Origin of the sequence: Leisingera thetidis (assembly GCF_025857195.1) — a bacterium.
GTDB lineage: Bacteria > Pseudomonadota > Alphaproteobacteria > Rhodobacterales > Rhodobacteraceae > Leisingera > Leisingera thetidis.
In genome coordinates this window covers 1-23,184 of sequence record NZ_CP109788.1, presented here as the reverse complement: position 1 = coordinate 23,184, position 23,184 = coordinate 1, and the positions used below count along the sequence as shown (strand labels likewise).

The window sequence follows — 23,184 nt, the reverse complement described above, 5'->3', positions numbered from 1 at the left end:
GCGTCCCAGTTGGACTTGAGACGCAAGCGGCTGACAAAAATGACTGTGATCTGGGGTGCTGTCATCCTGGTCATTGCATGGTGTGTCAGCGGCACGATTATCGAAGACACCGATTGGTCCCGCATCGGCGGCCGCAGCGGGGTTTTCGCTGGAATAGTCCGCTATCTGCACCTCGATCTCGGCCTGATCCCCGAGCTGATCGTGCCCACACTGGAAACCTTCATGATGGCCTGTGTCGGCACTGTTCTGGGGTGTTTCTTTTCCCTGCCGGTTGCCTGGCTGGGGGCTGCGAACGTCACACCCAGCAAGACCATCCTCTATCCTTTGGGCCGCTTCCTGATGGTTCTCAGCCGGTCAGTGCATGAAATCGTCTGGGCATTGATCTTTGTGAGTGCCGTCGGCCTCGGCGCGCTCCCCGGGATCCTCGCCATCGCCATGCGCTCGGTGGGGTTCATTTCCAAGATCACCGCCGAGGCGATCGAGAATATCGACGCCAAACCTGTCGAGGCGATCCGTGCCGTTGGCGGCAACCAGTTCCAGGTGATGTACTACGGCATCCTGCCCCAGATCTACCCGGTGGTGCTGGCCACGGTGATCTTCGAATGGGACATCAATATCCGCCGCTCGGCAGTCATGGGTCTGGTTGGTGCCGGCGGTCTCGGCCTGCTCTTCTTCCGCCAAATGAACAGCTTCAACTATGGTGGCGTTTCCATGGTTATCATCGCGATCCTGCTGCTGATCGTCCTGGGCGAAGTCATTTCGCACTACCTGCGCAAAGCGGTGATCTAAGGAGATGGCCATGACTGATCATATCAACGCCCCGCAAAAATGGTCCCGGTTCAAATACCCGGACTCCCTCTACAAACACGGCACTCTGCTGATCATCCTGCTGTTCCTCGGGTACTCCCTGAACTTCCTGAACGTGGATATTCCGCTTCTGCTAGGAGCTCTTGGCGGCCTCGTGGGCGTGGTCGGAGACCGCTACTATCCGCCGGATGTGGCCTATGTTCTGGATCGGGGCTATCTGGCCGCCATTCTCGACACGCTGCAAATGTCTTTCCTGGGTGGTTTTGCCGGGGTTTGCCTTGCCATCCCGCTGGCCTGGTTTTCCGCCTGGAATGTCGCACCCAACCGCCGGGTCCTGTTCCCCATCGGCCGGCTGGGCGTCATCTCCTGCCGCGCCATTCACGAAACGATCTGGACGATCCTGTTCGTATCGGTGCTGGGCTTCGGAATGCTTGCTGGGGTCAGCGCTCTGACAATGTTCTGCATCGGCTTTGCAGGCAAGCTGTTTGCCGACGAGATCGAAGCCATCGAAATGGGGCCTGTGGAGGCCATGCGGTCCGCAGGGGCCAACCCGTTCCAGGTCCTCATCTATGCCGTGGTGCCGCAAGTGCGCGTCGCTTTCACCGGAATCGCCATCTACACCTGGGATGTGGCCTTCCGTGCTGCCACAGTTGTCGGCTTCTTCGGCGGCGGCGGCATGGGGTGGTACCTCAAGCGCAACGTGCAGCAGCTTGAGAACCTGCGGGTCGCCGCCATCATCCTGTCGATTATCGCAATGGTTCTTGTCGCAGAGTTCCTGTCCGGCTGGCTGCGGGCTGCCGTCAACAGGGCAAAATGAGCCAGCTCAACAATCAGAAAACCGAAACGGGGCCGGCGTCGCACCTCTGGCGAGCCCTGGAAAAAGAAGGAACCTCTCCCATGACCACTCATACCCCGGTTGTCGCCAATGGGCGTGCCTATGCTGCACCGAAAACCTGTGCGATTGCGATTTGTCTCGACGGCTGCGAAGCGGACTATCTGGACGTGGCCATCGCCAAGGGCCTGATGCCGAACCTCAAGCGGATGCGCGAGGAAGGGACGGACCGCCTGGCCCATTCGGTGATCCCGTCGTTCACCAACCCCAACAACCTCAGCATTGCCACCGGCCGCCCGCCGGTGGTGCACGGGATCTGCGGCAATTACCTGATCGACCCGGACAGCGGCGAAGAGGTGATGATGAACGATGTGCGCTTCCTGCGCGCGCCCACCATCTTCTCTCAGTTTTACGAGGCCGGATACCGCGTCGCCATGGTCACCGCAAAGGACAAGCTGCGCGCGCTCCTGGGGGCGGGTCTTCGGTTTCACGATGAGCGCGCGGTGGCGTTTTCCTCGGAACGTTCGGGTGAGACCACCAGGACAGAGCATGGCATCGACAATGCCTCTGATTGGCTGGGCATGGACGTGCCGGAGGTTTACTCGGCAGAATTGTCCGAGTTCGTCTTTGCAGCCGGCGTGAAACTCCTGAAAGAGTTCAAGCCGGACGTCATGTATCTGTCGACCACCGATTACATCCAGCACAAGTTTGCTCCGGAACAGCAGGGCGCGCTGGATTTCTACGAAATGTTCGACCGGTACCTGGGTGAGCTGGATGCGCTCGGCGCCGCGATCATCGTGACCGCGGATCACGGGATGAAGCCAAAGCATCACGCCGATGGGTCGCCCAATGTGATCTATTGCCAGGACCTGATGGATGACTGGCTGGGCAAGGATGCGGCGCGTGTGATCCTGCCGATCACTGACCCGTATGTGGTTCACCACGGTGCGCTTGGCTCCTTTGCCACCTGCTATCTGCCCGAAGGTGCGGATCAGGAGGACATCATTGCCAAACTGCGCGCCACCGAAGGGATCACCCATGTGCTGACCAATGCCCAAGCCGTGGCGGCCTTTGAGCTGCCCTCGGACCGGATCGGGGACATTGTGATGATCTCCGGCGAGAACATCTGCATCGGCACCTCCGAACACCGCCACGACCTGGCGGCGCTCAAGGAACCGCTGCGGAGCCATGGTGGCCTGACCGAACAGGAAGTGCCGTTCATCTGTAACCGGGTGCTGGCCCTGCCGGAACGCCCTGTCCTGCGCAACTTCGATGCGTTCTTCTACGCAACCGAAGCGGCCGCACTGTAATTGAAAGGTCTGACGCACATGAAAGACAAGATTGAAATCCGTGAAGAAGGGATGCGCATTGGGGGCAAGGTTGTCTTCACCGAAGAGGTGATCGAGGTAAAATACCCCTACACCGATGAGGTCGTCGGCACTGTGCCCGCGGGCACGGCCCAACATGCGCGTCAGGCCTTTGAAATCGCGGCGAACTACAAACCCGGGCTGACCCGCTATGAACGCAGCCGGATCCTGCAGCGTGCAGGTGAATTAATCGGTGAGCGGCGCGAATATCTGGCCAAATGGCTGACTCTGGAGCTGGGTATCTGCTACCAGCACGCCATCTATGAAACCAGGCGGGCCCAGGACGTCTATCAGTTTGCTGCCGCTCAGGCGCTGAATGATGACGGCGAGATCTTCTCCTGCGACCTGACCCACAACGGCAAGAACCGCAAGATCTTCACCAAGCGCGAGCCTGTGAAGGCGATTTCAGCAATCACGCCCTTCAACCACCCGCTGAATATGGTCAGTCACAAGGTCGCGCCGTCGATTGCCACCAATAACTGCATGGTGTGCAAGCCGACGGAGTTGACCCCGCTGACAGCTATTGCGCTGGCCGACATTCTTTACGAGGCAGGCCTGCCGCCCGAAATGTTCCAGATTGTCACCGGTTGGCCGCAGGATATCGGCGAAGAGATGATGGTGAACGAAAACATCGACATCATTACTTTCACCGGCGGCGTTCCGGTCGGCAAACTGATCGCCGGCAAGGCAGGCTACAAGCGCACCGCGCTGGAACTTGGCGGCAATGACCCGCTGATCGTCTGCAATGACCTCAGCGATGCCGATCTCGAGAAGGCGGCAGCCATCGCCGTGGCGGGCGCTACGGGCAATTCAGGTCAGCGCTGCACAGCGATCAAGCGCATCCTCGTGCAGGAAAGTGTGGCCGGCAAATTCGTGCCGTTGGTTCTCGCAAAAGCCAAAGCCATCAAGTTCGGAGATCCCCAGGACCCCGGGACCGAACTTGGATGCGTGATCCACGCTCAAGCCGCGGAGCTTTTCGAGAAGCGGGTTTTCCTCGCCGAAGCCCAAGGCGCCGAGATCCTCTATAATCCGGGCCGCCGGGGCGCTCTCCTGCCGCCGATCGTTGTGGACAAGGTGCCTCACGACAGCGAATTGGTGATGGAGGAGACCTTTGGCCCGATTGTCCCGATCGTGCGCGTGCCGGACAATGATGAAGAGGTGATGGCGATCTCGAACTCAACCGCATTCGGTCTCAGCTCGGGCGTGTGCACCAATGATCTGGGCCGCGCCATTGCCTATATCAACGGCCTCGAGGTCGGCACCTGCAATATCTGGGAACAACCCGGCTACCGCATCGAAACCTCTCCTTTCGGTGGTATCAAGGACAGCGGAAACGCCGTCAAGGAAGGTGTCACCGAAGCCATGAAGTTCTTCACAAACGTGAAGACTTACTCGCTCCCCTGGCCCGATTGAGGCCTGAACCCGGGCCCCCTTGCGGGGCCCGCTTTTCCCATCCGCGGGCCGCCCTCAGGCGCTGATTTCCCTGACGGATTGCATCGCGTCCCGACGCCGGAACCCGAAGGAACTCGCCATGGCCATCCTCAGTTTTCTGGTTCACTTGGCTGGCGCGACAATGCTGTTGTTATTCGCGGTTCGCATGGTGCGCACCGGGATCGAGCGCAGCTTTGGCGCTGGGTTCAAACGTGTTCTGACGGAAAACAAGAGCCTTTGGGGCTCAAGCCTAGCAGGCTTGTCCCTAGCCGTTGTCCTGCAGAGCTCGGCGGCTGTTGCCCTCTTGGCCAGCGGGTTCATCGCCAGTGGCATCCTGGCCTTCCCGGCCGGGCTTGCCATCGTTCTTGGCGGCGATCTGGGGTCGGCTCTGGTTATCCAGATCCTGTCTTTCAAATTGGATTGGCTGGTGCCGCTTTTGTTGGCGGCAGGCGGCTGGCTGTTCGTCAAGACCGAGCAGAAACGCTGGCGGCAGGCGGGGCGTGTACTGATGGGCGTTGCTCTGATCCTGATTTCGCTGCGTTTCCTGCGCGAAGCGATGGCTCCGATAAGCGGCAGCGCCTTTTTGCCAGCTCTTGCTGAGTACCTTGCGCGCGATTTTGCCACCGCCTTTATCATCGGGGCCGTGCTGGCCTTTGTCATGCATTCCAGCGTTGCCGCGGTCCTGATGTGCGTGACTCTTGTGCAGATTGGCGCGATACCGTTCGACGCGGGTTTATCCCTGGCCTTGGGGGCGAACTTCGGAAGCGCGCTCATCCCGGTCTGGCTCACGCGGGGCATGTCCGCCGAAGCTCGGCGGGTGCCTTTGGCAAATCTGCTCTTGCGCGGGGGCTGGGCCCTTGCCGCGCTGGTTTTCGTGAACTGGTTTGACGTCGCCCCTCTCAAGGGCAGTGCGAATCCCGGCCAGGCCCTGATCTATGGACATCTGGCGTTCAATGCCACGCTGCTGGCTGCCGCTCTGCCGTTCTGCTCTCAGGTTCAGAAGCTGATGGTCCTCCTGTTGCCTGCCTCTGCAGCCGGGCAAGCGGCTTCGCCTCTGTCGCGGCCGGCAAGCGCTTTGGACCGGAACGCTCTGCAAGATCCCAATCTTGCCATCGGCAGCCTTAAGCGCGAGTTGCTGCGCATGGTTGAAATGACTGAACGCATGTTCCTGCCCATCCTTGATCTTTTCGACAAAGAGGACCCGGCAACGCTAAAGGCAGTATGCGAGTTGGATCAAGAGGTGAACCAGACGCTTGCGGGGATCCGGCACTACGTAGCGCAAATCCCGGTCAGTGCCTTTGATGCGTCCGGCGCAAAATCCGTTCAGGGGCTGATGGAATACGCCATTCGGGTTGAATCCGCAGGCGACGTCATTTGCAAGGTTCTCGCCCGGCGGATCGAAGAGAAACATCAAAGCGCTGCGCGCTTTTCCGAAGAGGGCTGGAAAGAACTTGTCCGAATGCACGAGGCAACGACGGCCAACCTGCGTTTGGCTTGCAACGTGCTGATGTCGGATGATTTGGAAAGCGCACGCCTCTTGGTGATCGAGAAAACCGAAATCAAACGTGCCGAGCGGGACAGCCGGAAAAACCATCTGCGCCGATTGCAAGACGGCCGGTCCGACAGTTTCGACACCAGTAACATACATCTGGAAACAGTGCGCGCTCTGCGGGATTTCAATGGTCACATATCAGCAATCGCTTATCCGATTCTCCATGAATACGGGCAACTTCTGGAAACCAGGCTGATCATGGATATGGATTCTCGCAGCAGGCAAAATGCATGAAGTCTGCAGCGGCTGAGGCTGGCACCGCTCTGAACCGCGCCGGGTTGGCCGGAGGCTGATTTCAGTTGGCTACGCGGCTCGTGCCTCAGTTTCCGGAACGGTGCCGGAATTGGCCAGCGCGTTCTGCGCATTCAAATGATCCCCCGGATCCTTTGATCCGTTGCGCGGACCTGCTTGAACTCACAGCTGTCCCCGGCGCTGCCGGCAGAGGGCTCGATGCCGGGCCCGCCGGCCCAGCCTTCGAACATCCTGATCCGCTGCTCAAAGCTGGCAGCGCGCTGTGTTCCCTGCTCGGACAATGCAAACTGAAGCGCGAAGCAGGCCTCGTCCCGCCGCTCGAATTGCAGCGTTTCAAACTCCAGCCCCATGCGGCGCGCCAGGTCCAGCATCCTGCAGGCCGTATTCATCGGATCTGTGCAATAGAAATTTCCGTTCATCATCTTCCGCCTTCCATTGACAGAAACATATCCCGCATGCAGGGAAACTTTCTTTTTCTTTGCCTTGCAATTGCTGATTTACAGCGCGTATTCTTTCTCAAGTTCTCCATTCTGCGAAAGCATCTTCTGTGGCGGAAAACGATTTCGACCAGTTCGACCGCAAGATCCTTCAAGCCCTGGCCGAGGACGGGCGCATCTCGAATTCTCAGCTGGCCCAGAAAATCGGGCTTTCTCCCAGCCCCTGCTGGCAACGGGTACGGCGGTTGGAGAATGAGGGGGTGATCAGCGGCTACCGCGCCATCCTGGATCAGGAAAAGCTTGGGGCGCCGGAGGTTGTGATGATCGAAGTGGTGCTGGACCGGCATGATGACGAGATTCTGGAAGCCTTCGGAACAACGATGGAACGGATCCCCGAAGTGCTGGAGGTGCATCTGACCACCGGCGAATACGACTATCTCATCAAGGTGGCCGTTAACGGCACCCGCGGCTACGAGGAATTCCTGCGGCGCAAACTCTACCGGGTCCCGGGGATACGCCACACGCGCTCCAGCTTTGTGCTGCGCAGCCTGAAAAACGTGCAGGCCTACTTGCCGCCGGGCCAGGGCAATTGAACCCTGGCGAGCCAAGGAAGCCGCCCGGTCCATTTCGCCCGCATGCCGTGCCCGACCTTCAGAGGCTTGCGTCCAGCGCGGCAATCACCGCGTCGCCCATCCGGCTGGTGGAAACAGGCTCAACCCCCTCGCTGGCCAAGAGGTCTGCGGTGCGCACGCCGTCGGCCAGCACCTTCTCCACCGCGGTCTCCAGCCTGCCGGCCTCCGCGCCCTGATCGAAGCTGTAGCGCAGCGCCATCGCAAAGCTCAGGATGCAGGCGATCGGGTTGGCCTTGCCCTGGCCCGCGATGTCGGGGGCGGAGCCGTGCACCGGCTCATAAAGCGCCTTGGGGCGGCCGTTTGCCATCGGCGCGCCCAGGCTTGCGGAGGGCAGCATCCCCAAGCTGCCGGTCAGCATCGCGGCGCAGTCGGACAGGATGTCGCCGAACAGGTTGTCGGTCAGAATGACGTCGAACTGCTTGGGCGCGCGCACCAGCTGCATCGCACCGTTGTCGGCATACATGTGGCTCAGCTCGACCTCGGGGTAGTCCTTGCCGACGCGGGTCACCACCTCGCGCCACAGGATGCCGGATTCCATCACGTTGGCCTTCTCCATCGAGCAGACCTTCTTGCCCCGGCGCATCGCCAGCTCGAAGGCCGACCGGGCGGCACGCTCGATCTCGCTCTCGGTGTAGCGCTGGGTGTTGATGCCGACGCGCTCGTTGCCTTCCTCGAAGATGCCGCGCGGCTCGCCGAAGTAGACGCCCGAGGTCAGTTCGCGCACGATCATGATGTCGAGGCCCGCGACGATGTCCTTCTTCAGCGAGGAGAAATCCGCCAGCGCGTCAAAGCACTGCGCCGGGCGCAGGTTGGAGTAGAGGTCCATCTCCTTGCGCAGGCGCAGCAGACCGCGCTCGGGCTTCACCGAGAAGTCCAGGCCGTCATAGGCCGGGCCGCCGACGGCGCCGAGCAGCACCGCGTCGGCTTCCTGCGCCTTGGCCATGGTCTCATCCGCCAGCGGCTTGCCGTGCTTGTCATAAGCCGCGCCGCCGACCAGATCCTCGCTCACATCGAACCGCAGGCCGCGCTTGTCGCCGAACCAGGCGATGATCTTGCGCACCTCGGCCATGACCTCGGGGCCGATGCCGTCGCCGGGCAGAATCAGAATCGATGGGTTGGGCATGGGGATCCTCCTGGGACATTCCGGGCGGCGGGCTCAGTGTCCCGCCGAGAGATCGAAGGCAAAGACCTGTTCGGCCAGGGCGGCGGCATCCAGCAGGAAATCCTCCTGGTACCACGGGGCGGTCATGTGGAAACCCGCGGGCAGGCCGGAAGGGTCCCAGCCGCACGGGATCGAGACAGACGGGTGGCCGGTCATGTTGGTGGCAAAGGTGTAGGGATACCAGGAGGCCCGCACCCGGCCGGCCGGAATGCCGTTGATGGGAACCGGACCGTGCGGATCCTGGCTGTGCGGCAGCGGCGGTGCCGACAGTGTCGGTGAAGCGATCAGATCGAAACGGGCCAGGACGTCCTGCACCTGCTGGAAGGCCCGGGTGCGCGCGGCGCCGGCCGCGGCGAGGTCGAGCGCGCTGTGGCGGCGCCCGTTTTCCACATGCACCACCAGGCTCGGGTCCAGCTCGGCGCGCCGGCTGTCAAGCGCCGCCCCGGCGCGCGCGGCCAGCAGGGTTTCGAGCACCACCATGAAATGCGGCTCCAGCGCGGCGAAATCGAGTTCGATCTCCGCAACCTCAGCGCCTTCGCTTTCAAGCTGCGCAATGGCCTTGGCGCTGAGCGCAGCGATGCCGTGGTCGACCGGGTTGCCCGCCTGCGGCAGCCAGGCGATCCGCAAGCCCTTCAGGGACTGGCAGCGCCGCCGCGCGGGCATCTGTGCCTGACCGAAGGGGTCGCGCCGGTCAAAGCCGCGGATCACATCGAACAGCAGCCGCGTGTCGGCGACGTTGCGGGCCATGGGGGCCACATGGACGTTGCTGGAAAACAGGTCGCCCGCCTGCAGGTTGGGCACGCTGCCGAGCGTCGGTTTCAGCCCGACGGTGCCGCAGCAGGCCGAGGGGATGCGGACAGAGCCGCCGCCGTCGGTGCCAAGCGCAATGGGCCCCATGCCCGACGCCAGCGCCACCGCCGCGCCGCCGCTGGAGCCGCCCGGAGTCACCTCCGGCGAATGCGGGTTGAGGGTGCGGCCGAACAGCGGCGACGAGGTGTGGATCTTGTGGCCGAACTCCGGTGTTGTGGTCTTGCCGAACAGGATCGCCCCGGCGGCGCGGGCCCGGGCCACGGCAACCGCGTCCTCCGCGGGGACAAAATCCGCCGCGGTCTTGGATCCCATGGTGGTTGCAACGCCTCGGGTGAGGGTCAGATCCTTCACCGAATAGGGCAGCCCGTGCAGCGCCGGCAGGTCGCCGCCTTTCTGCTGCAGCGCCTCGGCGGCGCGGGCGGCCTCCAGTGCGGCCTCCGGCTGCAGGCTGACGAATGCGTTCAGACCGCGCCGCGCCTCGGTGCGGGCCAGCACCGCCTGCATCACCTCCACCGGCGAGTATTGGTTCCGGCGATAGCCGCGGGCGAGGTCCACCGCGCCCAGATCCGCAAGATCGGTCATCTGTTCCAGCTCCTTCAAATCATCCAGCGGCCGCCGTCGATCAGCAGCGTCTGGCCAGTCACGAACCTGGCCCCGTCCGAGGCCAGGAAGCCGACCGCGGCGGCCACGTCTTCGGGGGCGCCCACAAAACCGGCGGGGGTCGCCGCCTTGATCCGCTCCAGCACCTCGGGGGCAAGCCGGTCATGCGCACGGGTGCGGATGGCGCCGGGCGCCACCGCGTTGACGGTCACCCCGTGCGGTGCCAGTTCGCGCGCCAGTGCGCGGGTGAAGCCGATGACGCCCATCTTGGCGGCCGCGTAATCGGCCAGGCCCGCATCGCCGCAGACCGCGGCGTCGCTCGACATGTTGATGATCCGGCCCCAGCCGCGCGCCTGCATGCCCGGTGCCGCCAGCCGGGCCATCCGCATGGCCGAAACCAGCGAAATCTCCAGCACGAAGCGCCAGGTCGCCTCTTCGGACTCTGCAAACAGCGAGCCCTGTTCCCGGGCGCTCTGGCCAAGGTTGTTGAACAGGATGCCGACCGGACCCAGCTCCGCCTCGGTCTGCGCAAGAGCGGCGGCCATGGCGGCGGGGTCGGTGCCGTCCGCCGCGATGGCGAGGATGCCTTCGGGCAGCTGCGCAAGCGCTTCGGCGTCGATGTCGGTGGCCGCCACCCGGCAGCCCTGTGCCGCAAGATGCGCCGCCGCCGCCGCGCCGATGCCGCCGGCGCCGCCAGTGATCAGGGCAACCCGCGCGCTCAATGGAAACTCCGGCCGCCGTCGACCGCCAGGGTGATGCCGGTCACATAGGTCGAATCCGGCCCGGTCAGATACAGGATGGCGCCGGCGATCTCGGCCGGTGCCGCCACCCGGTGCATCGCGTAGCGGGCCTTGATGGTGGAGAGCCGCTCCTCGGCGTTCTGGTAGTCCTCGTAGGAGCTGCGGAACAGCGGCGTGTCGACCGCGCCGGGGCAGACCGTATTGACGCGGATGCCTTCGGGGCCCAGCTCCATCGCCAGGCATTTGCCGAACATGTTGAGGCCGGCCTTGCTGGCGCAATAGGCGGTGCGGTGGCTGAGCGGCGACAGCCCGGCCGCGGAAGAGACGTTGACGATGGTGCCGGAGCCGGCGGCGCGCAGATGCGGCAGCGCCGCCTGGGCAAGGAACATCGCGCCCGACAGGTTCACCGCGATCACCCGGTCCCAGTCTGCCGCGGTCATTTCGCCGGCCGGGGATTCCAGGTCGATGCCGGCGCAATTCACCAGCCCGTCGAGCCCGCCAAGCGCGGCGGCGGCCCCCGCGGCGGCGGCGCGGCAGGCGGCGGGGTCGGAGATGTCGCCGCCGAACACCGCCACACCGCCGTCCTGGGCGGTTTCCTCCAGGTCGAAGGCGGCCAGGCGGGCGCCCTCGGCGGCAAAGCGGGCCAGCGTCTCGCGGCCGATGCCGCTGGCGGCGCCGGCGATCAGGATGCGGCGGCCGTTGAGCAGGCCGCTCATGCCCCGGCCTCCCCGGCGGCGGCGGCATCCAGCAGCACGCCGCGGATCTCGTCCGTCATCTCGTCGCAGCGCCCGGTCCAGACGCTGGAATGCTGCCGCACATAGGCCAGGAACTGGTCGAGCACCCACAGCCGCGAGGGCTGGCCGATGATCTGCGGATGCATGCCGATCATCATCATCCGGTCCTCGGCCCGCAGCATGTCGAATTCCAGCTTCCAGGCCTCCAGCAGCGCCGACGGCGCCTGCATGGTCCGCCCCGGCAGGGTGATCGAATAGTGGAAGAAGGGCGCATCATCCAGCACCCAGCGGAACGGCAGCTCGACGATGCCGGTGCGCTGGCCGCCGATTTCCAGCAGGTAGGGCTCGTCATCGTCGAAGAAGTTCGAGGAATAGTCGAAACCGTATTCCTGGATCAGGCCCAGCGTGTGGGCGCTGAACTCGGCCGCGGGCGAACGCCAGCCGCGCGGCCGGTAGCCGGCAGCCTTTTGGATCGCCTCGATCCCCTTTTCCATCTCCTCCCGTTCCTGCTCCAGCGACAGCTGGGTGATCCAGGTGTGGGTGTGCGAATGATGGGCGATCTCGTGGCCGCCCTCCAGGATCGCCTCCATGATCCGGGGATGCGCCTCGACCACCAGCCCGGGCACGAAGAAGGTGCAGCGGATCTCGTATTTGCGCAGCAGGTCAAGCACCCGCCAGACGCCGCGTTTCCAGCCGTATCGGCCCTGGGACATCACGATGGGGCGGTCCGCGTTGGCCTTGTCGCGCGCGGTCCACAGGGTTTCCGCATCAAAGTCGAAGGTGAGGAAAAGCGGGAAGCCTTTCGAGGTGAATGACATTTTGGGAACTCCCGTCAGACGAAGCGCGAGAAGCCGACCCAGCGCTCGGCGATGGCCAGCGCGGCCCCGGTGAGCAGGATCAGGATGGTGGAGATGGCCGCCAGCCCCGGATCGACGCCGCCCTGGTCGATGGCGGTGAAGATCTTGACCGGCAGGGTGCTTTGGCCCGGGCCGAGCAGGAAGATCGTCACCGGCACGTTGTCGAGCGAGGTGATGAAGGAGAAGAACCCGCCCGCGACCAGCCCGGGCTTGAGCAGCGGCAGGGTGACCAGCCGGAAGGCGGTGAAGCCGCCCGCGCCCAGCGTGCCCGCGGCTTCCTCGAGGTCGACGCTGACGCCTGCGAGGCTCGACAGGCAGGCGCGCACCACATAGGGCGAGGTCAGCACCACGTGGCTTGCGACAAGGGCGAGGAAGTTGCCGCGCCAGCCGAGATGGGCGTAGAACTGCAGCAGGGCGACCCCGATCACCACCGCCGGGAACACCAGCGGCGCCATCAGGAAAGACGCGATCGCATCCGAGCCCGGCAGCAGGCGGCGGTTGATCGCATAGGCCGCGGCGGTGCCCAGCACCATCGACGTCAGCGTTGCCAGCAGCGCCAGCCCAAGGCTGAAGCCGATCGCCGACAGCCAGTCCGGGTCCGTCAGCACCGCGCCGAACCAGCGCAGGGTGAAGCCTTGCGGCGGGAAGGTGAGATAGGAGGTCTCGGTGAAGGAGCTGAGCGCGACCACGATCACCGGCAGCTGCAGGAACACCAGCACGGCGGCGGCGGTGGCGGTCAGCAGGATTGGCGTGCGCGTGCTCATGCCAGCCCCCCCGACCATTTGCGGGCCACGCGCCCGGCGCCCCAGATGATCAGCAGGGTGATCGCCGTGAGGATGAAGGCAAAGGAGGTGCCCGAGGGCCAGTCCAGCTTTTGCATGAATTCGTCGTAGATCAGGGTTGCCATCACCTTGTAGGCGGGGCCGCCCAGCAGGCGCGGCGTGACCAGCGCGCTGATGGTCAGCACGAAGACCAGGATCGAGCCCGCAAGAATGCCCGGCGCGGTGAGCGGCAGGGTGATGGTGAAGAAGATCCGCAGCTTGCTGGCGGCCAGCGTGGCGGCGGCCTGCTCGACATCGCGCGGCACGTTCTGGATCGCGGTCAGCAGCATCAGCACCATGAACGGCAGGTAGATATGGGTGAGGCCGATCACCAGGCCGGTCATGTTGAACAGCATCTTGATCGGGCTGTCGATCAGGCCGATGTCCATCAGCAGATTGTTCACCACGCCGCGGTTGGCCAGCAGGGTGATCCAGCCGAAGGAGCGCACCACCAGGTTCAGAAACAGCGGGAAGATCACCAGCAGCGTCGCCGCCGCCCGCCAGGCCGGCGTGGTGCGGGCCATGAAATAGGCCAAGGGGTAGCCCAGCAGGAAGCACAGGAAGGTGACCAGCGATCCCATCCACAGGGTGCGCCCGATGATCTCGCGGTAATAGTCGTCGGTCAGCAGGCGGGTGTAGTTCTGGAGCGTCCAGGCATCGGAGGTGCCGGTGCCGGGAATGTATTCATGCAGGCTCTGCGGCAGCATCAGCAGCACCGGCGCAAGGAACAGCCCGAGCAGCACCAGCAGCAGCGGCGAGGCCAGCCCGACCCCTTTGAACGGCCCGCTCATGCGCCCGCTCCGGCGGCCACCGGCGCGACAAAGGCGCGGTCCATGTCGATCTGCAGCGCAACCTCCTGGCCCGGCTCAAATCCGCCCGAGGGGCCGCCGGCATCGACCTCGGCCACAATCTCCACCCCGGGGGCGAGATCGGCCACATACTGGACCCGCGAGCCGATGAAGGAGCGCAGCCGCACCCGGCCGTGCAGGCCGCCATCGGCACCCGGCGGCAGCACGCCGATGTCCTCATGGCGGATCACCGCCTCGACCTCGGCGCCCGGCGCCGCCGCGCCCGGCCGCACCGGCAGCGCCAGCCCGCCGCCGATGGCGATGGCGCCGTCCCGCAGCGGCCCGGCATAGCGGTTGGAGCGGCCGATGAAGGTGGCGACAAAAGCGTTGGCCGGCTCGCGGTAGATCGCCTCGGGGCTCGAGAACTGCTGGATACGGCCCTGCGCCAGGATGCAGATGCGGTCGGAGATCGACATCGCCTCGGACTGGTCGTGGGTGACGAAGACGCTGGTGATGCCCAGTTCCTTCTGCAGCTGCTTCAGCTCGATCTGCATGCGGTCGCGCAGCTGCGCATCGAGATTCGAGAGCGGCTCGTCAAACAGCAGCAGCCGCGGGCGCGGCGCAATGGCGCGGGCCAGGGCAACGCGCTGCTGCTGGCCGCCCGACAGCTGGCGCGGGAAGCGGTCCGCCAGATGGTCCAGCCGCACCATGCCGAGCGCCTCGGTCACCCGGTCGGCGAGGGTGGCGCCGCGCTCACCGCGGCGGCGCAGGCCGAAGGCGACATTTTCAAAAACGGTCATATGCGGGAACAGCGCATAGGACTGGAACACCAGCCCGATGTCGCGCCTGGCCACCGGCGTGCGGGTGATGTCCTCCCCCGCCACCCGGATGCGCCCGCCGCTGGGCTCCAAAAGCCCCGCCACCATCCGCAGGATGGTGGTCTTGCCGCATCCCGACGGCCCCAGCAGGGACACCAGCTCGCCTTCCTCGATGGCAAGCGAGACGCCGTCCACGACATCCACTTCCCCGTAGCTTTTCTTCAGCTGTTCCAGCTCTAGCCTTGCCATGGCGCATTCCTGTGCGATGTTGGGGCGGTGCGGACCGGGTCAGGCGGCCGCACCGCAGATGGGTGGGAGAGGCAGGGTCAGCGCGCGACTTCGCGCTGCCAGCGGTCGATCCAGCCCGGCAGCTGCGCCGAGGTCACCGCCGGGTCGAGAAACCACAGCGCTTCCAGCGTCGCGCCGTTCGGCACGATGGCGGCGGCCTTCTCGGACAGCTCCGCCTTGAGGTTGATCGGCCCCGCATATTTGGTTTCTGCAAAGCATTCCTGCACCTCCTTCGACAGCACCGTGTCGACGAAGGCGGCGGCGAGCTCCTTTTGGCTGCTGCCCTCGGGGATCAGCAGGGTCGGGCGGATGCCGACGGCGCCTTCCTCAGGGTAGGCGATGGCGATCGGCAGGCCCTCGTCCGCGGCCGAGCCGGCCCGGTCGGGGTACCAGGGCGCCATGGCCACCTCGCCGCGCGCAAACAGCGCCAGCAGCTGGTCGGCCTGGGTGTATTGCACGACGGCATCCTGGGCGAGCGGCCTGATGGCGTCGATGCCCGGGCTCACATCTTCCAGCGATCCGCCCTCCAGCCGGTTGACCGCCAGCAGGAACTGCCAGCCGGCGGTGCCGGTGACATCGCCAATGGCCACCTGGCCCTTGTAGGCCTCGTCGAACAGATCGCGCCAGCTGGATGGCGGGGTTTCCACCATCTCGGGGTTGTAGGCGATTGCCGTCGCGCCGGTCATGAACACCACAAAGGCGTCATCCGGGCCAAAGGCGCGCGGATCCAGGTCCCCTGCGCTGGCCAGTGCGGCCCGGTCCAGCGGGTGCAGCAGGTTCTCGGCCTTGAGCTGCATGGCCGCGGAATCGTCGATGTAAACCACGTCATAATCCGAGCTGGCGCCCATCGCGCGCACCGAAGCGGCGTGCTGGACGGAATTCCCGAGCACGGTTTCGACGGTGGCGCCGGTTGCCTGCTCGAAAACGGGGATATGACAGGATTTGACCGCATCCAGGAAGGAGCCGCCAAAGGTCGCAATCGTCAGTTTCTCCTGGGCCGCCAGCGGCGAGGCAAGCGCGAATGCGCCTGCAGCCAAGGCAGCAATCCCCGGCAGCACGCGCCGTTTGCCGTGATGTCTCATGGTGGTCTCCCTGTCGCTGTTGTCTGCCAGTCAGGATGGCGCCGCGGCCGCGCTTCTGTCAAGAAAGTTTTTCAAAAACCTTTTTGGAAAGCTTTTATTTCCTGCTTGTCAGCAGCGCTGAGAACGGGGAACATGCGGAAAAGACAGAAAGGACTCCGATGCAGCAGCTGCGCCAGAAACGTTTCACCACTGGTCCGACCCCGGAAGACCGTGTGCGCAACGGGCTGGACATGTGGCGCCGCGAGGTCCCGAATCTCGACATTTCCGGCAAGGAGATCTGCGCCCGGCTGGTTGCGCTGAACGGTGCGCTCATGCTGCGTTTGAATTCTGCCCTTGCGCCCTACGGCCTCAAATATCCGGAATACGGGGTTCTGGCGACGCTTCGGGCGTCCGGCGCGCCTTACAAGATGAGCCCCAAACAACTGCTGGAGACAATGTTCTTCACCTCAGGCGGCATGTCAAACATGCTGAACAGGCTCGACCGCAAGGGGCTGATTTCCCGCAGCGGTGACGCCAACGACCGCCGGGTGACGCTGGTGGCCCTGACCGAAGACGGCCTTGCCCTTGCGGACGAAACCATGGAGCTGCAAGCCAGCCTGGAGGCAGATTTCTGCCGCGGATTGCAGGCGGCTGAGCAGGAAACTCTGGCCGCCGGGTTATCTGCTCTGCTGGATGGGCAGGAGTAAGGGGCATTTGCAAGGACCCCCCTCCCCTTTCCGCGCGGGCAAGGCATCCCGCGCGGCGGTATCCGGTGTCACATCAATCATTGGCAGAGGGGCCAGATGCGCCCGCCGCGCCTCGATCGTTCTGAAAACCAGTTCCTCATCCACAGAACGGCGTCCAGCCTCGCGCAAGGCGCGCCGGGCGGCGCGGTGCTCCCAGAGCGGGATCGCAGGCCGGGTCAGATCCGCCGGCCGGGCCCCGATGATCCCGTCCTCGGTCATCGCGCAGATGCGCGAAGGATCGCATGGATCGTATTCGCGCGTGAACTTGCGGCTTTCCCGGCCCGTCAGCCAGCGCACCCCGTGCGCCCAGTACCGGATATGGAAGAGGTGCAGCCCGTCACGCTGCAAGACCCGCTGCTCGGAGGGCAGGAAGGCGGGACCCCGCGCTCAAACCCCGTCGATCAGAATTTCCAGGGCACGCTTCAACGCGTCACGATGCTCTGCCAGCGAGCCGATGGGCTCTCCCAACTCGGCCCCTGCAACCGCGGCCAGTTCCTGAACCCGGACAATCCACGGTGCCGCGTCGACCTCGACAGATGGCGTCAGCCCCGGAAAGGCCGTGTACAGTCCCGCCTCACGCAAGGGCGCCACGATGCGCGACGCGTCGATCCCGATCAGGTCGGTTTGCAGATCCACGACAAGTTGCCCGCCCTTCAGACGGTAAAGATCGAACTGCGCCACGGGGCCGCGCCTCAGAAACTTCTGTACCGGGCGAGCGGCAAACCGTCTTTCGCCACTTCGTCGGCATAGGCGCTGATTGCCGCGCTGTTCTCCTCACGCCAGCGCCGGTTCCGTTCAACCTTGGCGGCCTCGGCAATCGCCGCCTCCGCAAGGCGCGACATGTTCAGACCCAGCGACCGGGCCATTTCCGCCACATCTGCGTCCAGCGTGAGATTGACCTTTACACGTCTCATCGGAACCTCTCGGAGAATACGTATGAAGCAGGAGTATAATCCTCACGCCTCTTGGAAACAAGATGAGCTTGGCGACATCGCTCTGCCTGCGCACGCCACCGGCTCCGGCACGCTTGATCGGCTGGCCGGTACCGCCCTCGCCTGAGATGATCGGCCTCTACCTGGCGGACCTGGCATCCCCTTCTGGCCAGCCCCCTGCCCTTTCGGTCTCAACCATAGACCGCCGGCTCTCCGGCCTAGGATGGAATCATGCGCAGCGCGGTTTCACTCTCGATCGCAAGAACCGGCACATCGCCACAGTACCGGCCGGGATCAAGCGCAAGCATGCGCGCCCGCCCGTGCCGAAGGAAGCGATCCTGGCCGAAGATCTGCTCGCGATGGTCGACGCCCTGCCCTACGCCCTGCTCCTTGGCTATGCCGGCGGATTGCGGCGCTCCGAGAGCGTGAGCCTCGATGTGCAAAAAGACTACACGCCTGGTGCCGGCGGCTGGATCGAGAGTGTGGACAAAGGGGCCGTCCATTACACCTATTTTCAAGCCATCTATTTATACTGGCACATTAAATTGAAAATTGCCCCGGACCAGGCAAACTTATGGACGATTGCAAATAGACAGGGTCAAGAATCCGCCATTCCCTTCATCGGCTATGCCCGTGTCTCCACCAATGACCCGTCAACCGCCGCCCAGGCTGAAGAACTCCGGGCAGCGGGCCGCGCGCGGGTGCATCAGGAACAGGCGTCCGCTTCAAGTCCCTGCGCGACCCGGTCGACACCCCCAGCCCACAGGGGAACTTCCCCCTCCAGGTGCTGGGTGTCGCGGCCGAGCTGGAACGCGCACTGATCCGGAAGCGCACCCTGGCCGGTCTGAAATCGGCGCGCGCGAAAGGCCGGATCGGCGGCAATCCCCGGCTGCGCAGCAAAGACCCCGGCGGTCTCCGCAAAGTCCAGGCCGCCCGCGGTGAAGCCCTGTTCCGGCGGCTAGAGGAGAGTGCGAGCCGACATCGCGCGGGCGGGCACAGTGGTCCGTGTCTTCCGTCAAGATGCTGCTGGACCGCGCCAAGACCCGGGGCCTGATTACGGCCGAGCGGCCCGAATAGGATGCCCCCTGCCCTAGACACTTAGAACCTGTCCCGTCGGATCTGGCCCTAAGGCTTTGCCGGCTTGTTCACGCCAGCTGGGTTGGATAGCCGGCAGCCATGAAGCTGCCCCCCGATATGCCGCGCCGTAAGGGCTCCCGTTTCCCCCGTGGAATCATCGCCTGTGCGATCCAGGCGTATTACCGCTGTGCGCTGAGCGCGGCGTGTACCTGAGCCGGGAAACGTTCCGGAAATGGGTCAACCGCTTCGGTCGTCATTCCGCCGATTGCGTCCAGCGCGACAGGCCCGGTGCCGGCCGCAAATGGCAACCCGACGAAGTGGCCGATGCGGTCCGTGGTGAACGATATTGGCTCTGGCGGGCGGTGGATGCGAATGGAGATGTGCTCGGCATTCCGGTTCAGAAGCAACGCAATGCGAGGGCGGCGCGGCAGGCTCTTTTTCTTGAGACACAACTTCTGGCCGCTGCGGGTATTGGCAGGGATGGTCAGCGCGACCCTGTCATTCGGTGGCGGCATCATCACCTTGCCGCCCAAAGCCGCGTCGCAAAGGACTACCGCTAGATCGAGATACAGATCCCGGTCAACCACCCGGTAGACAGGGTGGGGGGCCTCTTCTTGGAAACCTGCACAGTGATGCAGCGCTGCTGCAGGCGTGTGTGCTGGGAAAGTGCCCCGGTTGACCACTGCCGCACCAGTGGGACGCGCCGGGCGGGGATGCGGATTGATCGGGATCATGCGGACCTGTCTTCGGCGCAGTTTCGGACGTTCCCAGCGAGTTCACAGCTGTGAACTTTTATGCCGCGGCCTTGCGGGCCAGGGCCATGACCATCGGGGCGCTGGAGAAATTTTCGGACATCGCCTTGGCGCTGAGATGCCGGAGGTATCCGCCGGGGGAGCGGATGTCCGAGAACCGCTCAAGCATGGCGGCGACCACGGTTGCGGCTTCGGCCGCGCCCATGGCGGTTTTGGCCTCGTCCCAGACGGCCGCCGAAATGCCCATCATCGGGCGTACGGTATCGGCGGCGCGCAGGAGGTCGGTCCAGTGGCGGATGGCGCCATCGGCATAGCTCTGGATTTCGCCGCAGGCGGCGAGGATCAGGCGGAGCGGCAGGCTTGGGCCGCCGGGGGCAGGGGCCTCAGGCGGGAGGGATGGCGGTTCACGGTGCACGGGCCTTTCTTCTGAGTGTTTCTCAGCATAGCCGGTTGCGTCTTTCGATTCCGTATTTGGACCGTGCGCCGGCTTAACGGCCTGTTCAGATTCAAATGAGTCTTTCTTTGAACTCTGATAGTGGTGCTCATTTTGGCTGCCGCTGGTGCCCGGTTCTTCTGCAAACAGAGTCTGTAAATGGCTTTTAGTGTCTAAAATGGCGGCGGCGAGGCGGGCCTTGATCTCTGCCAGTTCCGCCAGTCCCAGTTTGCGGCGCAGGTCGCGGGCGGTGAGCTGCGCGAGGTCCTGGAACTGGTCCCAGACGGAAATCTCAGGACGCTCCGCAGCGCCGAGCAGCGCCAGGTTCAGCAGGTCGCGGCGCATCAGGCTGACGGTTTCGCGCACCGCCTTGATGCGGGCCGCGAGGGCGCGTTCGGCCTCTGCGGCGTCTGCAAATTCGGCAAAACGGACGGCGAGGGGGGAGAGGTCGAAACCATAGGCCACCCGTTCGCCCTGATAGCGGCGCACGTAGCGTTTGCCATTGGGGCTGTCGCGGCGGATCAGGATGCCCGCGGCAACCAGCTTGGCCATGTGGCGGCGCATGGTGGACCCCGGCATCCCGTTCAGCCGCTCGCAGATGGTGCGGTTGGAGGGGTGAACCACGGTGACGCCGGGCCGGGGGTCGACCTCGGTGCCGGGCAGGAAGCTGATCAGTGCCTGCAGTACCGAGAGGTCGCGGTCGTTCAGGCCATAGGTTTTCCGGGCTGCAGCCAGGTCGCGCAGCGCGTCCCATTTGCTGACGGCGGATTGCATGGCGGAACCGTCAGCGGCGGCCTGCTGGTGTTTCAGCAGGACAGCATCCACTGTCCGCCCAAAAGGCGTGAGGGGCATATATCCCATGTGATCATCACGAAAGACAAAAAAAGAGCGGCCCGCGAATCTCTTTGGACTTGCGGTCAAAGGCTCCGGCCACTAACTTGAAGGTGCTAGAAACAAGTTGGTCTCGTGGAGCTTCGGTTTTGCGGGGCCTTCTTTTTTGCCTGCTCTGTGCCTCCTAAGTTATTGTTATATATTAATCTTCGCCGCGCGACTGCCAGCGCGCGTGAAGCTCTTCAATGACATTCTGGGCCTCGGCCTCCAGCCAGTCGGCAAAGCCGCCGCCGGGCAATTCCAGGCTCACACCTTTGGCGGTGCGGCGCAGGGTGGCGCTGCGGCGGCCATCGACGGTGAGCGGCCGGGTGAGCGTGCGGGCCTTGCGCGCGGGCTTGGCCTGCGGGGCAGGGGAGGGGACCGCGGCCTTGAACACCGCCTCAAACGCCAGCACCGAGGGATCGGCGGGCGCGGCGTCGGTGCCTTCGGTCACCGCATCGACGGCGAAATCGGTGTATTCCTTCTCGGCAATGCGGATGAGCGCGTTCCGGTCGGCGCCGCTGTCCGCGATTGCCTTGGCCAGCGCGTCCCAGCGGGGGCGGCCGATGCCCTGGGCGGGGCCGATGGCGCGGATCAGGCCGGCGCCGACCGCCTCGGCAATGGCGATGGCCATGGAGACGGCGGATTTGGTGACGGTCAGCACCTCGGCGACCTGCGACTGGTTGCCAAAGCCGTTTTCCACCAGCTCCTGCGCGAACAGCGCCTTTTCGATGAAGGAGAGGTCGCGGCGCGCCATGTTTTCGGAGATCTGGGCCCGCACGGCGGCGTCTTCATCCAGATTGGCAACCAGGGCGCGGACCTTTTCGACCTTGTCCGAGGTGCGGATCGCCTCCAGCCGGCGGCGGCCGTAGACCAGGAGGTAGCGGTCGGCCTCGGACGGGTGGCGGCGCACCAGGATCGGCACGGTCTGGCCGTTGGCCTCGATCGCGGCGCGCAGGTCGAGGACATCGTTGGGGTCAAGCCGGTCGTGGACGCGGGTGTCCTCGATCTGATGCGGTTCCAGATCCCAGACCCGGTGCGAATCCACCGCATCGCGGGCCGAGCGCAGGGCGCGGTTGCTGGACATCATCGAGGCCGCCGGGGCAGGGGAGGCCACCGGCGCGCCGGCCGCGGCCAGGCTGTCGAGCATCGAGAGACGGGATTTCTTGCTGGTCATGTGCGCCCCCAGGTTTCCTGAACGAGCTGGCTGATTTCATCGTTGACCGCGTTCAGGCTTTCGACTGCGCGGTCGTAGGTGGAACGGGTGAAGGCGCTGCGTTCGACCTCGTATAGAGTCTGTTTTGTGAGGCCGGCGTCGGAAATCGCGGTGGATTTCAGCATCGGCGCGTTCAGCACCTTGTCGCCGTACATGGTGCGCAGGAAGGCGACGATGCGGTTCTGCGGCGCGTCCGACGGCTCGTAGCGGGTGAGCAGGTAGCGCATCCAGTCGTGGCTCATGTCGGCGCCGCTTTGCGCGATCACGTCCATCAGGTCGGCGGTCATGCGCAGGAACTGCGACATCGACATCACGTCGAGCATTTCCGGGTGGATCGTCACCAGCACGCCGGTGGCGGCGGAGAGCGCCGACATGGTGAGGAAGCCGAGCTGCGGCGGGCAGTCGATCACCACCACGTCATAATCGGAATCGACCTGTGTCAGAGCCTCTTTCACCCGGAAAAAGAACAATCCGGCGCTGCCCTGCGCGAGGGCGCGGGGGGTGTCGTGCTCGAACTCCATCAGTTCGAGGTTGCCGGGGATCAGGTCGAGATTGGGGATGTAGGTCTTGCGGATCACCGAAGAGATCGGCGCCGGGTCGTCATAGCGGATGGCGTCGTAAAGGGTGCCGCCGTCCTTGAGGTCGAACTCCGGCTGCACCCCGTGCAGCGCCGTCAAGGACGCCTGCGGGTCGAGGTCGATCGCCAGCACCCGGTAGCCCTTGAGCGCCAGGCGCTGTGCCAGATGGGCGGAGGTGGTGGTCTTGCCGGAGCCGCCCTTGAAATTCATCACGCCGATGATCTGCATGTGATCGGCATAGCCCTCGCCGCCGTCCGGGCGGCGGCGGCGGCCGGGCAGGTAGTCGCCGGGCTTGCGGGCGGTTTTCTCCAGCAGGACGCGCAGGTCCTGGATGTCCTCGGCGGAGTACTGGCGGCGGTTGCCGGCGGTCAGTTCGGGCGAGGGGCCCTTGCCGTCGAGATGCAGCTTGCGCAGGTAGGAATCATTCACGCCCAGCAGGGCCGCGGCCTCGCCGGAGGTGAATTTGCGCATGGTCTTGGAGGCGTTCGGCGGGAACAGGCTTTCGCGCTGCGCGTGCAGCTGGGCCGCAATCCATTCGGAATGCTGGCGGATCACCGCATTGAGATCCTCAGGTGTGTATGTATGATCCAT

At 64.5% G+C, this 23,184-nt stretch carries 23 protein-coding genes and 4 pseudogenes; 10 read left to right on the top strand and 17 right to left on the bottom strand.

What is annotated here, in order from left to right; all coding sequences use genetic code 11:
* The first annotated feature begins 39 nt into the window (after positions 1 to 39).
* The 5 genes from phnE (at position 40) to OKQ63_RS21165 (ending at position 6,223) form a co-directional block, all read left to right on the top strand.
* Entirely contained in the window at positions 40 to 789 is a 750-nt protein-coding gene (gene phnE / locus OKQ63_RS21185) for a phosphonate ABC transporter, permease protein PhnE (protein ID WP_264214123.1), read from the top strand.
* Between the two features lie 10 nt (positions 790 to 799).
* Positions 800 to 1,624 carry a PhnE/PtxC family ABC transporter permease gene (locus tag OKQ63_RS21180; protein WP_264214122.1) on the top strand — a complete coding sequence of 275 codons (825 nt, stop codon included), beginning with the start codon at positions 800 to 802 and terminating at the stop codon, positions 1,622 to 1,624.
* 80 nt (positions 1,625 to 1,704) lie between these two features.
* Positions 1,705 to 2,949, top strand: coding sequence for a phosphonoacetate hydrolase (gene phnA, locus OKQ63_RS21175; RefSeq protein ID WP_264214121.1), 1,245 nt, complete (start codon positions 1,705 to 1,707; stop codon positions 2,947 to 2,949).
* An 18-nt stretch (positions 2,950 to 2,967) separates the two neighbouring features.
* Positions 2,968 to 4,419: a phosphonoacetaldehyde dehydrogenase gene (phnY, locus tag OKQ63_RS21170; protein WP_264214120.1), complete on the top strand. Its 1,452-nt coding sequence runs from the start codon at positions 2,968 to 2,970 to the stop codon at positions 4,417 to 4,419.
* A 118-nt stretch (positions 4,420 to 4,537) separates the two neighbouring features.
* Positions 4,538 to 6,223, top strand: a complete 1,686-nt coding sequence (locus OKQ63_RS21165; RefSeq protein WP_264214119.1) for a Na/Pi cotransporter family protein — start codon at positions 4,538 to 4,540, stop codon at positions 6,221 to 6,223.
* A 131-nt stretch (positions 6,224 to 6,354) separates the two neighbouring features.
* On the opposite strand, the gene OKQ63_RS21160 is transcribed toward OKQ63_RS21165, so the two are convergent.
* Complete coding sequence (locus tag OKQ63_RS21160; protein ID WP_264214118.1) at positions 6,355 to 6,663, bottom strand: hypothetical protein; 309 nt, start codon at positions 6,661 to 6,663, stop codon at positions 6,355 to 6,357.
* 125 nt (positions 6,664 to 6,788) lie between these two features.
* Here OKQ63_RS21160 and OKQ63_RS21155 point away from each other — a divergent pair, with 125 nt between their 5' ends.
* Positions 6,789 to 7,271, top strand: coding sequence for an Lrp/AsnC family transcriptional regulator (locus tag OKQ63_RS21155; RefSeq protein ID WP_264214117.1), 483 nt, complete (start codon positions 6,789 to 6,791; stop codon positions 7,269 to 7,271).
* A 58-nt stretch (positions 7,272 to 7,329) separates the two neighbouring features.
* On the opposite strand, the gene leuB is transcribed toward OKQ63_RS21155, so the two are convergent.
* The 9 genes from leuB to OKQ63_RS21110 form a co-directional block, all read right to left on the bottom strand.
* Positions 7,330 to 8,433: a 3-isopropylmalate dehydrogenase gene (gene leuB, locus OKQ63_RS21150; protein WP_264214116.1), complete on the bottom strand. Its 1,104-nt coding sequence runs from the start codon at positions 8,431 to 8,433 to the stop codon at positions 7,330 to 7,332.
* 33 nt (positions 8,434 to 8,466) lie between these two features.
* Positions 8,467 to 9,864, bottom strand: a complete 1,398-nt coding sequence (locus OKQ63_RS21145; RefSeq protein WP_264214115.1) for an amidase — start codon at positions 9,862 to 9,864, stop codon at positions 8,467 to 8,469.
* A gap of 14 nt (positions 9,865 to 9,878) precedes the next feature.
* Positions 9,879 to 10,604 carry an SDR family NAD(P)-dependent oxidoreductase gene (locus OKQ63_RS21140; protein WP_264214114.1) on the bottom strand — a complete coding sequence of 242 codons (726 nt, stop codon included), beginning with the start codon at positions 10,602 to 10,604 and terminating at the stop codon, positions 9,879 to 9,881.
* Positions 10,601 to 11,338 (bottom strand): SDR family NAD(P)-dependent oxidoreductase, encoded by a 738-nt coding sequence (locus OKQ63_RS21135; protein ID WP_264214113.1) that lies wholly within the window; start codon positions 11,336 to 11,338, stop codon positions 10,601 to 10,603. The genes OKQ63_RS21140 and OKQ63_RS21135 overlap by 4 nt, the downstream gene beginning before the upstream one ends.
* The gene (locus OKQ63_RS21130) at positions 11,335 to 12,174 is read right to left on the bottom strand and encodes a polysaccharide deacetylase family protein (protein ID WP_264214112.1); all 840 of its coding nucleotides are present in this window, start codon (positions 12,172 to 12,174) and stop codon (positions 11,335 to 11,337) included. The genes OKQ63_RS21135 and OKQ63_RS21130 overlap by 4 nt, the downstream gene beginning before the upstream one ends.
* A gap of 14 nt (positions 12,175 to 12,188) precedes the next feature.
* Complete coding sequence (locus tag OKQ63_RS21125) at positions 12,189 to 12,977, bottom strand: ABC transporter permease (RefSeq protein ID WP_264214111.1); 789 nt, start codon at positions 12,975 to 12,977, stop codon at positions 12,189 to 12,191.
* The gene (locus OKQ63_RS21120) at positions 12,974 to 13,825 is read right to left on the bottom strand and encodes an ABC transporter permease (protein ID WP_264214110.1); all 852 of its coding nucleotides are present in this window, start codon (positions 13,823 to 13,825) and stop codon (positions 12,974 to 12,976) included. Before OKQ63_RS21120 ends, OKQ63_RS21125 begins: the two co-directional genes overlap by 4 nt.
* Positions 13,822 to 14,889 (bottom strand): ABC transporter ATP-binding protein, encoded by a 1,068-nt coding sequence (locus OKQ63_RS21115; protein ID WP_264214109.1) that lies wholly within the window; start codon positions 14,887 to 14,889, stop codon positions 13,822 to 13,824. Before OKQ63_RS21115 ends, OKQ63_RS21120 begins: the two co-directional genes overlap by 4 nt.
* 77 nt (positions 14,890 to 14,966) lie before the next feature.
* On the bottom strand, positions 14,967 to 16,010 hold the full coding sequence (locus tag OKQ63_RS21110) for an ABC transporter substrate-binding protein (protein ID WP_264214108.1): 1,044 nt from the start codon (positions 16,008 to 16,010) through the stop codon (positions 14,967 to 14,969).
* Between the two features lie 158 nt (positions 16,011 to 16,168).
* On the opposite strand from OKQ63_RS21110, the gene OKQ63_RS21105 reads away from it, so the two are divergent.
* A complete protein-coding gene (locus tag OKQ63_RS21105) occupies positions 16,169 to 16,696 on the top strand; it encodes a MarR family winged helix-turn-helix transcriptional regulator (RefSeq protein WP_264214107.1) in 528 nt (175 codons plus the stop codon).
* Here OKQ63_RS21105 and OKQ63_RS21100 read toward each other — a convergent pair.
* Genes OKQ63_RS21100 through OKQ63_RS21090 form a run of 3 tightly spaced genes read right to left on the bottom strand, consistent with a single transcriptional unit; the run spans position 16,667 to position 17,649 of the window.
* Positions 16,667 to 17,104 carry a Mu transposase C-terminal domain-containing protein gene (locus OKQ63_RS21100; RefSeq protein WP_264214261.1) on the bottom strand — a complete coding sequence of 146 codons (438 nt, stop codon included), beginning with the start codon at positions 17,102 to 17,104 and terminating at the stop codon, positions 16,667 to 16,669. The two genes, OKQ63_RS21105 and OKQ63_RS21100, sit on opposite strands and share 30 nt — an antisense overlap.
* Positions 17,105 to 17,122: 18 nt before the next feature.
* Positions 17,123 to 17,416 (bottom strand): CcdB family protein, encoded by a 294-nt coding sequence (locus OKQ63_RS21095; RefSeq protein WP_264214106.1) that lies wholly within the window; start codon positions 17,414 to 17,416, stop codon positions 17,123 to 17,125.
* A gap of 11 nt (positions 17,417 to 17,427) precedes the next feature.
* Complete coding sequence (locus OKQ63_RS21090; protein ID WP_264214105.1) at positions 17,428 to 17,649, bottom strand: type II toxin-antitoxin system CcdA family antitoxin; 222 nt, start codon at positions 17,647 to 17,649, stop codon at positions 17,428 to 17,430.
* 125 nt (positions 17,650 to 17,774) lie between these two features.
* On the opposite strand from OKQ63_RS21090, the pseudogene OKQ63_RS26055 reads away from it, so the two are divergent.
* From OKQ63_RS26055 to OKQ63_RS21075, 3 pseudogenes are all read left to right on the top strand, one after another.
* Positions 17,775 to 18,167: pseudogene (locus OKQ63_RS26055) on the top strand (integrase); the annotation flags it as partial.
* Positions 18,168 to 18,278: 111 nt separating this feature from the next.
* Positions 18,279 to 18,640, top strand: a pseudogene (locus tag OKQ63_RS26050) (recombinase family protein); the annotation flags it as partial.
* 203 nt (positions 18,641 to 18,843) lie between these two features.
* A pseudogene (locus OKQ63_RS21075) lies at positions 18,844 to 19,181 on the top strand (DDE-type integrase/transposase/recombinase); the annotation flags it as partial.
* A 42-nt stretch (positions 19,182 to 19,223) separates the two neighbouring features.
* Here the strand turns inward: OKQ63_RS21075 and OKQ63_RS21070 are convergent.
* From OKQ63_RS21070 to repA, 4 genes and pseudogenes are all read right to left on the bottom strand, one after another.
* Positions 19,224 to 19,478 (bottom strand): annotated as a pseudogene (locus tag OKQ63_RS21070) (hypothetical protein); the annotation flags it as partial.
* Between the two features lie 58 nt (positions 19,479 to 19,536).
* Complete coding sequence (repC, locus tag OKQ63_RS21065) at positions 19,537 to 20,790, bottom strand: plasmid replication protein RepC (RefSeq protein WP_264214103.1); 1,254 nt, start codon at positions 20,788 to 20,790, stop codon at positions 19,537 to 19,539.
* A 172-nt stretch (positions 20,791 to 20,962) separates the two neighbouring features.
* The gene (gene repB, locus OKQ63_RS21060; protein ID WP_264214102.1) at positions 20,963 to 21,976 is read right to left on the bottom strand and encodes a plasmid partitioning protein RepB; all 1,014 of its coding nucleotides are present in this window, start codon (positions 21,974 to 21,976) and stop codon (positions 20,963 to 20,965) included.
* Positions 21,973 to 23,184 carry a plasmid partitioning protein RepA gene (repA, locus tag OKQ63_RS21055; RefSeq protein WP_264214101.1) on the bottom strand — a complete coding sequence of 404 codons (1,212 nt, stop codon included), beginning with the start codon at positions 23,182 to 23,184 and terminating at the stop codon, positions 21,973 to 21,975. Before repA ends, repB begins: the two co-directional genes overlap by 4 nt.

Excerpts from the sequence above, each read along its gene's own strand:
- OKQ63_RS21130 (WP_264214112.1), bottom strand. The coding sequence starts at position 12,174 with ATGTCATTCACCTCGAAAGGCTTCCCGCTTTTCCTCACCTTCGACTTT.
- phnE (WP_264214123.1), top strand. The coding sequence starts at position 40 with ATGACTGTGATCTGGGGTGCTGTCATCCTGGTCATTGCATGGTGTGTC.
- OKQ63_RS21110 (WP_264214108.1), bottom strand. The coding sequence starts at position 16,010 with ATGAGACATCACGGCAAACGGCGCGTGCTGCCGGGGATTGCTGCCTTG.
- OKQ63_RS21120 (WP_264214110.1), bottom strand. The coding sequence starts at position 13,825 with ATGAGCGGGCCGTTCAAAGGGGTCGGGCTGGCCTCGCCGCTGCTGCTG.
- OKQ63_RS21160 (WP_264214118.1), bottom strand. The coding sequence starts at position 6,663 with ATGATGAACGGAAATTTCTATTGCACAGATCCGATGAATACGGCCTGC.
- OKQ63_RS21145 (WP_264214115.1), bottom strand. The coding sequence starts at position 9,864 with ATGACCGATCTTGCGGATCTGGGCGCGGTGGACCTCGCCCGCGGCTAT.
- OKQ63_RS21165 (WP_264214119.1), top strand. The coding sequence starts at position 4,538 with ATGGCCATCCTCAGTTTTCTGGTTCACTTGGCTGGCGCGACAATGCTG.
- OKQ63_RS21090 (WP_264214105.1), bottom strand. The coding sequence starts at position 17,649 with ATGAGACGTGTAAAGGTCAATCTCACGCTGGACGCAGATGTGGCGGAA.
- repC (WP_264214103.1), bottom strand. The coding sequence starts at position 20,790 with ATGGGATATATGCCCCTCACGCCTTTTGGGCGGACAGTGGATGCTGTC.
- repB (WP_264214102.1), bottom strand. The coding sequence starts at position 21,976 with ATGACCAGCAAGAAATCCCGTCTCTCGATGCTCGACAGCCTGGCCGCG.
- leuB (WP_264214116.1), bottom strand. The coding sequence starts at position 8,433 with ATGCCCAACCCATCGATTCTGATTCTGCCCGGCGACGGCATCGGCCCC.
- phnY (WP_264214120.1), top strand. The coding sequence starts at position 2,968 with ATGAAAGACAAGATTGAAATCCGTGAAGAAGGGATGCGCATTGGGGGC.
- OKQ63_RS21135 (WP_264214113.1), bottom strand. The coding sequence starts at position 11,338 with ATGAGCGGCCTGCTCAACGGCCGCCGCATCCTGATCGCCGGCGCCGCC.
- OKQ63_RS21105 (WP_264214107.1), top strand. The coding sequence starts at position 16,169 with ATGCAGCAGCTGCGCCAGAAACGTTTCACCACTGGTCCGACCCCGGAA.
- OKQ63_RS21125 (WP_264214111.1), bottom strand. The coding sequence starts at position 12,977 with ATGAGCACGCGCACGCCAATCCTGCTGACCGCCACCGCCGCCGCCGTG.
- repA (WP_264214101.1), bottom strand. The coding sequence starts at position 23,184 with ATGGATCATACATACACACCTGAGGATCTCAATGCGGTGATCCGCCAG.
- phnA (WP_264214121.1), top strand. The coding sequence starts at position 1,705 with ATGACCACTCATACCCCGGTTGTCGCCAATGGGCGTGCCTATGCTGCA.
- OKQ63_RS21115 (WP_264214109.1), bottom strand. The coding sequence starts at position 14,889 with ATGGCAAGGCTAGAGCTGGAACAGCTGAAGAAAAGCTACGGGGAAGTG.
- OKQ63_RS21180 (WP_264214122.1), top strand. The coding sequence starts at position 800 with ATGACTGATCATATCAACGCCCCGCAAAAATGGTCCCGGTTCAAATAC.